The organism is Psychroflexus montanilacus (genome assembly GCF_020164535.1).
Classification (GTDB): domain Bacteria; phylum Bacteroidota; class Bacteroidia; order Flavobacteriales; family Flavobacteriaceae; genus Psychroflexus; species Psychroflexus montanilacus.
On the sequence record NZ_JAIQZC010000002.1, the window covers coordinates 380,598 to 392,608 of the forward strand.

General features: G+C 38.7%; 11 protein-coding genes and 4 tRNA genes. 1 reads left to right on the forward strand and 14 read right to left on the reverse strand.

Features of this window, described 5'->3' with window-relative positions; translation table 11 throughout:
* Window positions 1–6 precede the first annotated feature (6 nt).
* The 14 genes from LB454_RS08560 to LB454_RS08625 all read right to left on the reverse strand — a co-directional run bounded on the left by LB454_RS08560 (window position 7) and on the right by LB454_RS08625 (window position 11,236).
* A tRNA-Thr gene (locus LB454_RS08560) sits at window positions 7–78 on the reverse strand.
* A 29-nt stretch (window positions 79–107) separates the two neighbouring features.
* A tRNA-Gly gene (locus tag LB454_RS08565) sits at window positions 108–180 on the reverse strand.
* A 51-nt stretch (window positions 181–231) separates the two neighbouring features.
* Window positions 232–313: transfer RNA gene (locus LB454_RS08570), tRNA-Tyr, on the reverse strand.
* Between the two features lie 125 nt (window positions 314–438).
* Window positions 439–512: transfer RNA gene (locus tag LB454_RS08575), tRNA-Thr, on the reverse strand.
* A gap of 125 nt (window positions 513–637) precedes the next feature.
* Window positions 638–1,531 (reverse strand): tyrosine-type recombinase/integrase, encoded by an 894-nt coding sequence (locus tag LB454_RS08580; RefSeq protein ID WP_224464250.1) that lies wholly within the window; start codon window positions 1,529–1,531, stop codon window positions 638–640.
* A gap of 55 nt (window positions 1,532–1,586) precedes the next feature.
* The gene (locus LB454_RS08585; protein ID WP_224464251.1) at window positions 1,587–2,753 is read right to left on the reverse strand and encodes an acyl-CoA dehydrogenase family protein; all 1,167 of its coding nucleotides are present in this window, start codon (window positions 2,751–2,753) and stop codon (window positions 1,587–1,589) included.
* 24 nt (window positions 2,754–2,777) lie between these two features.
* Window positions 2,778–3,662, reverse strand: coding sequence for a helix-hairpin-helix domain-containing protein (locus LB454_RS08590; RefSeq protein WP_224464252.1), 885 nt, complete (start codon window positions 3,660–3,662; stop codon window positions 2,778–2,780).
* Between the two features lie 9 nt (window positions 3,663–3,671).
* A complete protein-coding gene (locus LB454_RS08595) occupies window positions 3,672–5,744 on the reverse strand; it encodes an amino acid carrier protein (RefSeq protein ID WP_224464253.1) in 2,073 nt (690 codons plus the stop codon).
* A gap of 151 nt (window positions 5,745–5,895) precedes the next feature.
* Window positions 5,896–6,573: a tRNA (5-methylaminomethyl-2-thiouridine)(34)-methyltransferase MnmD gene (gene mnmD, locus LB454_RS08600; protein WP_224464254.1), complete on the reverse strand. Its 678-nt coding sequence runs from the start codon at window positions 6,571–6,573 to the stop codon at window positions 5,896–5,898.
* Between the two features lie 7 nt (window positions 6,574–6,580).
* On the reverse strand, window positions 6,581–6,811 hold the full coding sequence (locus LB454_RS08605; protein ID WP_224464255.1) for a PspC domain-containing protein: 231 nt from the start codon (window positions 6,809–6,811) through the stop codon (window positions 6,581–6,583).
* The gene (locus LB454_RS08610) at window positions 6,808–8,091 is read right to left on the reverse strand and encodes a DUF2851 family protein (protein ID WP_224464256.1); all 1,284 of its coding nucleotides are present in this window, start codon (window positions 8,089–8,091) and stop codon (window positions 6,808–6,810) included. The genes LB454_RS08605 and LB454_RS08610 overlap by 4 nt, the downstream gene beginning before the upstream one ends.
* A gap of 1 nt (window position 8,092) precedes the next feature.
* The gene (locus LB454_RS08615; RefSeq protein WP_224464257.1) at window positions 8,093–8,761 is read right to left on the reverse strand and encodes an SGNH/GDSL hydrolase family protein; all 669 of its coding nucleotides are present in this window, start codon (window positions 8,759–8,761) and stop codon (window positions 8,093–8,095) included.
* 49 nt (window positions 8,762–8,810) lie between these two features.
* The gene (locus tag LB454_RS08620; protein WP_224464258.1) at window positions 8,811–9,713 is read right to left on the reverse strand and encodes a TIGR01777 family oxidoreductase; all 903 of its coding nucleotides are present in this window, start codon (window positions 9,711–9,713) and stop codon (window positions 8,811–8,813) included.
* 455 nt (window positions 9,714–10,168) lie between these two features.
* A complete protein-coding gene (locus tag LB454_RS08625; protein ID WP_224464259.1) occupies window positions 10,169–11,236 on the reverse strand; it encodes a branched-chain amino acid aminotransferase in 1,068 nt (355 codons plus the stop codon).
* Window positions 11,237–11,336: 100 nt separating this feature from the next.
* On the opposite strand from LB454_RS08625, the gene LB454_RS08630 reads away from it, so the two are divergent.
* Window positions 11,337–11,873, forward strand: coding sequence for a DUF4920 domain-containing protein (locus tag LB454_RS08630; protein ID WP_224464260.1), 537 nt, complete (start codon window positions 11,337–11,339; stop codon window positions 11,871–11,873).
* Window positions 11,874–12,011: the final 138 nt, after the last annotated feature.

Genomic DNA, 12,011 nt, shown 5'->3' on the forward strand with positions numbered 1-12,011 from the left:
AAATTGAGCCAACGACGAGAATTGAACTCGTGACCTTTTCCTTACCAAGGAAACGCTCTACCCCTGAGCTACGTCGGCATTCAAGAATTTGCATTTTAAAAAAATAGAGCGGAAGACCGGGTTCGAACCGGCGACATTCAGCTTGGAAGGCTGACGCTCTACCAACTGAGCTACTTCCGCTTATCTTTTTCAATATGTCAATGCAAAGCCTGATGTTATCCGACTTGGTTGTGGGGAGAGCAGGATTCGAACCTGCGAAGGTAAAACCAACAGATTTACAGTCTGTCCTCGTTGGCCGCTTGAGTATCTCCCCAAAACAATCTAATAAATGAGCCAATAAAGGGAATCCCCTCAACTCCGTTCGGGATAAACTTCTCGTCCCAAACTTATCAACTCTCATTATCATTAAAGAATGCAATGAACTTCATTCCATTCTTGAGCCGATGGAGGGACTCGAACCCACGACCTGCTGATTACAAATCAGCTGCTCTAGCCAGCTGAGCTACATCGGCTTATCAGTATGTCAAACGCTACTTTTTGTAACGGGATGCAAATATAAAACGATTATTGATATCTGAAAATTATTTATTACTTTTTTTCCGAAAAATAATTTAAATAAAATTCATCTAGAATTTAACTATTCATCGCCCTTTACCGATCGAGGATGAGCTGTTGCATGCGCTCTGCTCAACTCCTTAAAATTTGAGTGTGTATATACCTCTGTAGAAGCTAAACTACTATGCCCTAATAAATCTTTTATCGCAGTAATATCAGCTCCTTTTTCCAGCAGGTGCGAAGCAAATGCATGCCTCAATAAATGCGGACTTAATTTTTGTTTGGTCGATACATTTTTGAAATAAGAATTCACAGTTCGATACACCAGGTTTGGATAGATTGGCTTTCCGTTTTTGGTAACAAACAGTCTTTTAGTTTCTAAAGGAAGAAATTTTCTCTCTTCCAGATATTTTTGAATTAAACTTAGTGACGAATTCAATAGTGGAACAATACGCTCTTTGTTTCGTTTCCCTAACACTTTAAGTTGATTTTGTTCAAAATCAATGCTGCAGATGTTTAAATCTATCAGTTCCTGCCTTCGCATTCCCGTAGAATATAATAGGTCTATAATTAAATGATCACGAAGACCTTCAAAGGAATTGTCATTAAAATAAGCTGAAATCTGCTCCAATTCTGATCGGGAAAAAGCTTCCTGCTCACGTTTAGGCAACTTCAGGGATTTATGCTGCGACATAGGATTATCTTCTATCGCTTTCACCTTTAAAAGGAATTTAAAAAAAGTTTTAAGAGACGACAACTTTCTATTGATGGTTTTATGGGTTAAGCCTTTATCCACAAAACCCACAATCCATTGTCTTATCATTGGATAGTTGACTTCCGAAAAGTCATCGGTTTCATATTTTTTATTAAGAAATGACTGAAACTGAGCCAGATCTGAAGCATAAGAAGTGAGCGTATGCCTGGCATACTTTTTCTCCAATTGTAGGTAATCCAGAAATGCTTCGACGTGTTTCATAAAAAAACCATGTGCTAAAAAAACACATGGTTACAAATTTATGATTTAAAACCGATTATGTCGCCGGCTTATAGTCTTTATTGTCAATCACCATTTTGGCGATAATTTCCTTAAGGATCTCCGAAGTCCCCCCTCCAATAGGTCCTAATCGGCTGTCGCGGAACATTCTAGCTAGCGGATAGTCTTCAACATAACCATAGCCACCAAGCATTTGAAGGCAATCGTAAATCACTTCATCAGCTATTTTGGTAGAAAGCAGCTTAGACATGGTTGCTTCTTTTACCACGTACTCCCCTTCATCCAAACGTTTAGCTGTGGTGTAGTTAAAAGCTTTGGCCATCTCCACCTCACTGCTTCGTTCTGCAATTTTATGCCTTAGGGCCTGAAATTTATTGATGGTCTGGCCAAAAGCTTCACGCTCGGACATGTACTGCATAGCATAATCTAAAGCATATTCTGCTCTGGCGTGGGCGTTCACACCCATAATCAAACGTTCCAAAGCAAAATGTTGCATGATGTAAGGAAAGCCTTGATTTCGCTCACCCATGAGATGAGATTTTGGAATTTCTACATTATCGAAAGCAAGCTCAGCTGTATCGGAAGCTCTCCAGCCCAGTTTATTGAGTTTGGTCGCTGAAATACCGGGTGTATCTCTATCTACCAGAAAAATACTCATGCCTTTTCCTCCTTTTTCAGGAGCAGTTTTAGCAGCTACAATTAAATAATCTGAATATACCCCGTTAGTAATAAAAGTCTTTGAACCATTGATGACAAAAGAATCCTCCTTTTCTACGGCAGTGGTCTTCATCCCTGCTACATCAGAACCTCCGAAAGGTTCTGTGATACAAAGGCAACCAATCATATCGCCACTAATGGAAGCAGATAAATATTTTTCTTTAATTTCTTCACTCCCTTCTTTATTGACATGCGTCATTGCCAGATAAGCATGTGCCCATATCGCAGCAGCAAATCCTCCAGAGTTGATTTTCTGAAGCTCTTCCAATAAAATAATGGTATAGAATAAATCCAGATCTAGTCCACCATATTTTTCAGGGTAGGCTAAACCAAAGTAACCCATCTCTCCAAACTTCTTCCAGATGAAACGTTCAATAGTTCCTTCTTCTTCCCATTTGTCTAGATGCGGAACAACTTCTTTTTGAAGAAACTCCTGTAAACTTTTTCTGAACATCTCATGTTCTTCACTAAAATACATATGATTCATATCTTGATATCTTATTTTTGAATATTATTCTTTGATTTCCAAATATAATTGAATTCTATCTAATTTATAGTTAGGAAAACCTTCAATTTTTGACAATTCTTCAAAGCTTTTGATGCCTTGTCTTAATTTTATAAAGTTAATTATGGATCTGGACAGCTCATAATCAAAATATGGAAGTTCAGATAAATCTAATACACTTATAGAATTTATGTCTTGTTTTTCGACTTCTACGGGTTGTTTTAATGCGATAGTAGCTTCAAGATTCGAAATAACATCTGCCTTAAGGCCATAAACATCTTTAAGCTGAATGATGTCTACAAAACCTCCGAGTTTCTCTCTGTAATTTAAAATTCTGCCAGCCAGCGTTTCTCCAATACCTGATACTTCTATTAAATCTGATTCTGTTACAGAATTTAAATCTTTCTTGTCAGCGTAACTTAAAGATGTTTTGTTGGTTGATTTTGATTTTCTGGCTTCCGCGGCCATAACCCAGTCCGGAAATTTAAAGTATTGACTATATTTTGCCATCCACTCATCAGAAACTTGAGTGACAGCTTGAAATTGTGCTTTGGAATTTATCCATTGATCTTTGGATCTAAATTCTAAAAGTCTGTCGATTTCTTCTATTGTCATCTCCAAAGTGTAGCCTTTATAATCAGTTATAAAATTAGGATTAAAAGGGTAAATGACTCTCTGATTGTCAAGGCTTTGTTTATATTTTAACGAATCTATAATGCGTTGAATAGAATCTTCTGCCCTGATAAGTTCAGAAGACCTTTCAGGAACAGCTATAGTATTTAAACTCCAGTAGCTAATTCCTGTACCAGCTATCAAAATCAGGCAAAAAATAAAAATTCCGTTTCGGTCACCTTTGGTGTAGCCGAAACGGAATTTTCTATTGGAATTCATGAGCTGAATTTATTTTTTCAAAACCTCTTTTTTAAAGATTTCACCAGACTTTAGCTTGGACATATACTCTCTAAGATCATCCCTTACTTCACCAGACATAATGTAAAGTCCAATAATGTTAGGGAAAGACATAGCCAAAATCATCATGTCTGAGAAATCCAGTACTGCTCCTAAACTTACAGAAGCTCCAAGAACAACAAATAATAAGAAAATTACTTTGTAGATCAATTCGGAACGGTTACTTCTTCCGAAGATGTAAGTCCAGGCTCTCATACCATAATAGGACCAGGAAATCATCGTAGAGAAAGCAAATAGAAACACAGCTACAGATAGCACGTAAGGGAACCAGGAAATGACACTACCAAATGCATCGGTGGTCAATTGTACTCCCGAAACTCCTTCAACTTCATGCATCCCCGTAAAAATAAGTACTAAAGCTGTAAGTGTACAGACGACAACCGTATCAATAAAAGGTTCTAGCAAAGCTACAAAACCTTCAGATGGCGGGTGATTGGTTTTAGCAGCAGAGTGAGCAATAGCTGCAGAACCTACACCTGCTTCGTTGGAGAAGGCAGCTCTCTGGAATCCAACCACAAGCACCCCTATAAAACCACCTTTCAAAGCTGTAGGTGTAAAGGCACCACTAAAGATAGCGTTGAATGCTGGGCCTATGTTATCTATGTTAATACCTATAACTACCAAAGCACCAACAACATAAGTAGCGGCCATAACTGGTACTACTTTACCTGTCACTTTTGCAATACTGTTAATTCCACCGATGATGACAACACCAACGAGTACGGCAAGAAAAACACCAAACCAAAATCCGTTTCCTTCTAAAAATCCAATTTGATTGGATAAAATATCAAAAGACTGATTGGCCTGGAACATATTTCCACCTCCAAAGGAAGCACCTATCCCCAGAACTGCGAATAAACCTGCTAAAACTTTTCCAAGTTTACCTAAATTTCTTTTTTCAAGACCATATCTCAAATAATTCATTGGCCCTCCAAAAATTCGTCCTTCTTTATTGATAAAACGATATTTTACACCAAGGGTACATTCCACAAATTTGGATGACATTCCTAAAAGTCCCGCCAAAATCATCCAGAACGTTGCACCTGCTCCACCGAGTGAAACTGCAATAGCAACACCAGCTATATTACCCAAACCTACAGTTGCAGATACAGCAGTAGCCAGAGCCTGAAAATGGGTGATACTTCCTGGCGCATTAGGTTCATCGTATTGACCTTTGGCGAGTTGTATGGCGTGCTTAAACCCTCTAAAATTAATGAAACCCATCCTTAAGGTGAAGAAAGTTGCTCCAAAAATTAACCAAATCACAATAAAAGGAATTCCTTTTTCCAGTGGGGTTCCATTCGGATTGGTTAAAGCCACTGGTTCAGCGTAGCGTATTTTACCAAATTTATGAGCATTTTGAGCAATGACATCTTCCTTATTATCCGGGTTATAAATATAGTCTCCTTCCTGAGTGATGTATTTAATCTTGCCATCTGCCTCTGCCTGTACAGTTTGTGTTTTACCGTCAATCTCGATAACTGCAACTTCCTGACCTTTTTTTACCGATTCTTTCTCTTCAACGAGCCATTCTTTCAGTATAAACTTATTCTGAGTATTGGGCTCCCAATCCGGAGAAAATAGTAATTTTTGCTTGGTATAAACAACCGGATCGTAAATTCCAGAAGCTGCAAATGGATCCCAAAAAAGAATACTGCCCATTGCATCTACGACAGGCTGGAATGTTCCATTAAAGGTTTCGACAATAGATTCAGCTTTGATGGTAAAAGTCTTTTCTACACTTTGGCCGTCAGCATCAGATACTTTTACTGAGTAAGGGATTCCTTCTGTAAGATCACTTGCCTTATTGGAAGACATCGGCACATCTTCTTTAGACCATTGAAATTTGTAAGGAGAAGTTCCTCCAGTAACCTTTAAATCAATCTGACCATCATTTATTTTGTCTGAGGGATTGATGAGGGTTTCTTCAACTTGCAAGTCTTGAGCAAAAGCTAATGAAATAGTAAATAAAAAGAAAGTAATCAGAGTGATATTTCTTACCATAAGGCTATTTGTAATTTGAAATTTCAAAGGATAACGTTAAATTAAATTCAATAGAACTTTAAATCTTGCGCAAGATGCAAAAAATATGGTTTGCATTCAAACCCAAAGTCTTAAAATCTTTAAGACATCAAAACCAAAGCTAATAATCCTGTTAACAAGGCTTAGAAGCTCTCATCATATGGCGTTTACCCGGCGGACCCTCAATAATATCAACCTCAAAACCAATAGATTGCATTGCTCGTTTAGCTGTTCCTTTTACGCAATAAGTCACAAAAACACCGCCTGGCTTTAAAGCTTCATAAAACTTCTGAAAAACAGGTACTTCCCACAATTCTGGCTGAACTCGCGGACCAAACGCATCATAAAAGACCACATCTGCAACATTTTTCATCTCCATTTCAGCAAAAAACAATTGATGTTTTGTCAATTTGAAATGTTCCGTAAGTGGAACTACTTCCTCCCACCGGGCTTCATGAAGTTGATAAAATATATCTTTTGCGTTTGCAGCAGGCATGACTTTAGAATAGTCAAGAGCATGCCGTTCTTCCTCACTGATTGGGAAAGCTTCAACGCCAGTATAATGTATATGTGTTTTTGTTTTTTCTGACCACTCCTGGGCAAGCAATGCATTAAGGCCAGTTCCAAACCCAGCCTCCAGAACAGAAATCTCATCAGCCTGATATTTAGTTAAAAAATGATCTAAACCTGCCCGAATGTAAACATGCATACTCTCTTGTACAGCTCCGTGAGTAGAATGATAATGTTCGTTCCATTCTTCGAGTCGTATGGTTTTGGAACCGTCTTTGGTAGTGACAATACTTCGTTTCATAACTTAGTTAAAGATCAAATACAGAAGTTCGCTTGGTGTATACCAGGTCTTTTAATTTTAACCAGAAGGCAAGCGTTAAATACAACCCGAAACCAAAGCCAAACGTAGCAAACGAAATGTAAATGAAAAATATTCTCACCGATTTGGCTTTCATACCAAGAGTATCCGCCAGTCTTGAACTCACGTAAAAACCGTGCTTTTCAAAAAACGTTCTTATGTTGTATATCAAATTTTTCATGCATGTATAAGTTCGAGTCCTACCTGACATTTTAAACATCTGTTCAAATCACAGTAGTTGTTTTTCAACTGAATCAAAGCCTGACTTTCTAAAGCTGACTTTGAGACCTTTGGCTTCAGCTTTTCAAAACCCTTAACAATACGATTGCTTTCCGAGTTCAAACTTGAAATGATGGGATAAATGTGTTCTTCAAAATCCAACTGACCCTTGTAAGATTGATAGGCGAACTTCAAAGGTACTATAGTATTGATAATTAATAAATCTTTGAAGGATTTACTTAACTTTTTTATTTTGAACCTGCTTTGCTTACCAAAACTGTAGTGAGTTTCCCAGTATGCTGAAGTCCTGGCTTCCAAAAGATTGTACAGCTCTTTTTTGGTTTTACACTGAATTAACTTCGAGAAAATCTGAGGATGTTCTGCATACAAATGACAAAACTGAGATAACCTGATGCTTGGGAAATTGTCGGGTCTAAGCCTGAAGTATTTCACCTGACTTGCTGCCGGGGCGTTCAGCTGAAATTTTTGCTTTAAAAACTCAAATTCTTTCTGAAGCTTTTGCACATAAGCGTCTTCGCTTTCAGCAGGAAGCATTCCGCATAATCCAAAACACAAAGCTTCCAAATGAACAGGATGTTGAAAACATTTTTGAAAGACTTTGAAATCTGCTGCGGAACTCATTTGCAGAAAAGCCTCACCATTTACATTAAGCCCAAAGGCTTTCGCCATCAGCTTAAAGCCAACCTCATCCCAGTTGTTACGGGACACTTTCAACACATTCAGAATAAGTTGATTTTTGTCTTCCAGGCGTTCAATATAGAGGCGTTCCAGCCAGTTATTTAGTTTAAATTCATCGACTTCATGAAAATGAGACTCACAATTGATCCATTTATCAGACTTATTTTCAAAGAGCTCTTTATAAGCTTCTACCTGAGATTTAGAAACATATGGTTTTAACTCCAGGCATGGAATTTCAGTTTCATCCTTCCTGAAGATGCTCATGTCATCCTCCCAAACCACGTGTAAAATAACATTATCGTAAGCCGGATCTGTTTCATGATGATGCGCGTACCAATCTGAAGATTTGAGATGAATTTCAAGATTTCCCGCCCAATGCTGCTTGTCAATAACCACTTCAGCTTTAAAGAAATCGGGGCCAGATTCTGTTTCATTATGAAGACCCGTATGTAAAATTTGAAGTTCTTCTCCACGAGTAGTTTTGAGCTGAGTCATGTTCAGCTTTTTGTATTTCCATAAACTATGTAGAAAAGCCTCCTGCATTTCAAAAGGACTTAAGTTGTTCTGCTACCTGTTTTTTAAAACTATCGACCCAGGCTTTATACTGTTCACCGCTGGGATGTAATAAATCTTCCGCCAGCATACCCTTGTCTTTGTGTAACGGCTTGCTCAGTTTCTGAAGCGGATAGAAAGCCACTTCATAGCGCTGACTCATTTTTTTAATATATCGGTTGTATCGCTTTAAGCGTGAAGAGACGCGTTTTAACTTTTTATCCTTAGAAAATTCAGACAAGCTATAATCGGGTATACCGACTATAAATACACCTTTCTCATCATTCGAACTTAAAGAAATAGCGGTTTGTAACAAATCTTCAAATTCAGTTTTGAAAGTTTTAAAGGGTTTCTTTTGGTATTGATTATTGACACCGATTAAAAGAGATACCAAATCAAATGAATTTGACTGATAGTGTCGTGAAGCTATAGAATCCATTAACTCATCAGTTCTCCAGCCCGTCACAGCAATAATTTCGGGATTCTGAATTTTGAATCCTTCAGAGGTCAGGTAGGCTGTAAGTTGGAAAGGCCAGGATTCTTTTTCTTCGACTTTTTCGCCAATGGTGTAAGAGTCACCAAGGGCCAAATAACGTATAGAATTCTGGGCTGAAGCTTGAGACATAATCAAAAAGGTAAATGCTGCTACTATTCGTTTCATTGAGTAAAGTATACTCAAAAATAATAAAGATTTGGTTACAAATGATGGTTTATAACAAATCTGCGATAGCAGGCTTTAACTGAGCGTATCTAAACTGAAATCCTGTCGAAAGGATTTTCTTGGAACTCACCAGCTGACTTCCCAGCACTATAGTTGCCATCTCCCCCAGCATCAGTTTAAGTACAAATCCGGGAACATTAGGCAGTACAAGAGGTTTTTCTAATTGAGTAGCGATGCACTCCGTAAGTTCTTTGTTATTTACCGGGTTTGGTGAAACTGCATTGAACACGCCTTCCAGTCGGTTTTCCATCACAAAATGAAATAACCTGGCCAGATCTGAAATATGTATCCAGGATTGCCATTGCTTACCACTACCCAGAGGCGCCCCTATGTATTTTTGTATAGGATCCTTTATCTTTTCGAGAGCTCCTCCACCTTCCGCTAAAACAACTCCAATTCTAATTTTGGTCACTTCCAGACCCAAAACTCCAAGCTCATCAGCGGCAGCTTCCCACTGCTGAACGACATCTGCCAGAAAGTTTTCACCTTTCTCAAAATCCTCTTCCTCGTGAAATTTGGTCAAAGAATCTTTATAAAGCCCAATAGCACTGGCTGAGATGAGATGCTCGACCTGATGCTCTCTTTTGCTTAAAGCAGATTTCAGAGTCCTTAGGCTGTCAATTCGGCTATTGAGGATTGCTTTTTTATATGAAGACGTCCACCGCTTAGCAACACTGGCTCCAGCGAGATTTATGACAGTAGAAACTCCATCAAAACAATCGGGAGCAATTTCGGAAGTAGATGGGTTCCAGAAAAAGCCCTGATAATTGGACTGAGTTTCAATTTTGGAACGGCTGGTGGTCAAATAATTTACGTCAATTCCATTCTCGTGAAAAAGACTAACTATAGCCTGACCAACTAAGCCTGTTGCTCCTGTGATTAAAACCCGCATACCTTTATTTTTGATTAAAATTAGTGAGTTTGATCTAGGTCAAGCCTATGTTTAGTAAGGTTTTAACTAGTAGTCGTGAGTCGTGAGTCGTGAGTCGTGAGTCGTGAGTCGTGAGTCGTGAGTCGTGAGTCGTGAGTCGTGAGTCGTGAGTCGTGAGTCGAATTTAAAATTTTTAATTCGTTATTCAGTATTCTTTGTTCAGTATTCGATATTCGAAATCAGTAAAAAGTAATTAGTAACTGGTAATCAGTAAAAAGTCACTCACCTCTCACCACTGCTCACTCATCACTAGTAGTCAGTAGTCAAATTTAAAATTCGTTATTTAGTATTGAATATTCTGTATTCGATATTTGTAAATAGTAACTGGTTAACTGGTAAAACTAAAAAAGCCCAATGAAAAATTCATCAGGCTTGAAATAATTACTTATTACTTGCTACTTACTACTAAGTACTATTTAAAACGCTTTTACCGTCCAGCCGTGCGGATCTTCAACTCTGTTGTATTGAATATCCTGTAAGGACTTTTTAAAGAAAGTTCCGTAAGGCTCGTCGATCGTTGGGAGGTCGTAATAGGTACCGTCGTATTCAAATCCGTCAACTCTCACGACTGTTGCCGCAGTTCCTGCGCCAAAGATTTCTTTTAGCTCACCGTTTTTAGCCGCATTCACAATTTCTTTTACAGAGACTTTATCAACAACAATCTCTACATCATTATCTTTAGCCAATTGAATAATACTCTTGCGCGTTACCCCATCCAAAATTCTATCGTTGGTTGGTGCTGTTAGAAGCTTATCTCCAACTCTGAAGAAAATGTTCATGGTTCCTGCTTCTTCCAGGTATTCGTGTGAACTGGCATCGGTCCAGATGATCTGATCCAGGCCTTTGGCTTTAGCCAGTTTGGTAGGATAAAACTGAGCGCCATAATTACCGGCAGCTTTTGCATAGCCTACACCACCATCTGCAGCTCTACTGTATTCCTGAGCAAAAATAACTTTAATAGGTTTGTTATAGTAAGCCTGTGCAGGACAGGTAATAATCATAAAACGGTAGCGATCGGACTCTGATGCTGAAACACCATTTTCGGTAGCGATCACAAATGGACGGATGTACAATGAATTTCCGTCTCCCTTTTTCACCCAATCCTTATCCATCTCCAGTAAGGTCTTTAATGAATTGAAGAAAAACTCTTTAGGAAATTCAGGAATCGCCAGACGTTTAGACGATTTATTGATACGCTCAAAATTTTGTTCTGGTCTAAACAACCACACCTGATCCTGCTCATCTTTAAAAGCTTTCATCCCTTCAAAAACCGCCTGACCATAATGAAACACTTTTGCAGAGGGTTCAAATTCCATTGGACCGTAAGGCACAATCTTGGGAGTCTGCCATTCTCCATCGATGTAGTCGCAGTACATCATGTGATCGGCGTTCTGCTTTCCAAATTGAAGATTGCTAAAGTCTACCTGATCAATTCTTGAATGCTTGACCTGGGTAATATCGAGTTGTGTATCAGTGTTATTCATGGATTAGAAATTTTTGCAAATGTACTAATTTTTAATAAGGTTAATTCAGGAAGATTCCTAACTTTGTTGTTATTCTTATTATAAATTTTCAATTATTATCATGAAAAAGCTGCTTTTGTTACCAATATTATTGATGTTTTTGGCTTGTGGCTCAAAAGAATCAAAGCAAAAAAATTCTGAAGAAAGTGAAACACCTACTGAAAACACTTCAGAAGAAAAGGAATTGAGCATAAAAACTGACTCCCAATTTGGGAAAGCTTTCGACGCTGCCGACGTAAAATCCAATACCGAAATGCTGGCGGTTTATCAAAACCTTCAACCTGGAGACAGCATTCAGGTGCAGTTTCAGTCTGAAGTGGAAGGCGTTTGCGCTAAAAAAGGCTGCTGGATGAAATTGAATTTGGCCGAAGACCAACACGCGCATATCACCTTTAAAGATTATGGTTTTTTTGTTCCTAAAGACAGTCAGGGCCACCAAATGCTAGTCAATGGCGTAGCCTTCATCGAAGAAACCGATGTCGAAACCTTAAGGCATTATGCCGAGGATGCCGGCCAAAGTGAGGCAGACATCGCCAAAATCACTGAACCGGAACTGAACTACAGGTTTATTGCGGAGGGAGCTCAAGCAGTGGAGTAGGGTTTAGTCGGTTGTCGGTTGTCGGTTGTCGGTTGTCGGTTGTCGGTTGTCGGTAGTCGGTAGTCGGTAGTCGGTAGTCGGTAGTCGGTAGTCGGTAGTCGGTAGTCGGTAGTCGGTAGTCGAATTTAAAATTCTTTA

What these genes read in the sequence shown, in the direction of transcription:
- LB454_RS08580 (WP_224464250.1), bottom strand. Translation starts at nt 1,531, where the DNA reads ATGAAACACGTCGAAGCATTTCTGGATTACCTACAATTGGAGAAAAAG.
- LB454_RS08585 (WP_224464251.1), bottom strand. Translation starts at nt 2,753, where the DNA reads ATGAATCATATGTATTTTAGTGAAGAACATGAGATGTTCAGAAAAAGT.
- LB454_RS08590 (WP_224464252.1), bottom strand. Translation starts at nt 3,662, where the DNA reads ATGAATTCCAATAGAAAATTCCGTTTCGGCTACACCAAAGGTGACCGA.
- LB454_RS08595 (WP_224464253.1), bottom strand. Translation starts at nt 5,744, where the DNA reads ATGGTAAGAAATATCACTCTGATTACTTTCTTTTTATTTACTATTTCA.
- mnmD (WP_224464254.1), bottom strand. Translation starts at nt 6,573, where the DNA reads ATGAAACGAAGTATTGTCACTACCAAAGACGGTTCCAAAACCATACGA.
- LB454_RS08605 (WP_224464255.1), bottom strand. Translation starts at nt 6,811, where the DNA reads ATGAAAAATTTGATATACAACATAAGAACGTTTTTTGAAAAGCACGGT.
- LB454_RS08610 (WP_224464256.1), bottom strand. Translation starts at nt 8,091, where the DNA reads ATGCAGGAGGCTTTTCTACATAGTTTATGGAAATACAAAAAGCTGAAC.
- LB454_RS08615 (WP_224464257.1), bottom strand. Translation starts at nt 8,761, where the DNA reads ATGAAACGAATAGTAGCAGCATTTACCTTTTTGATTATGTCTCAAGCT.
- LB454_RS08620 (WP_224464258.1), bottom strand. Translation starts at nt 9,713, where the DNA reads ATGCGGGTTTTAATCACAGGAGCAACAGGCTTAGTTGGTCAGGCTATA.
- LB454_RS08625 (WP_224464259.1), bottom strand. Translation starts at nt 11,236, where the DNA reads ATGAATAACACTGATACACAACTCGATATTACCCAGGTCAAGCATTCA.
- LB454_RS08630 (WP_224464260.1), top strand. Translation starts at nt 11,337, where the DNA reads ATGAAAAAGCTGCTTTTGTTACCAATATTATTGATGTTTTTGGCTTGT.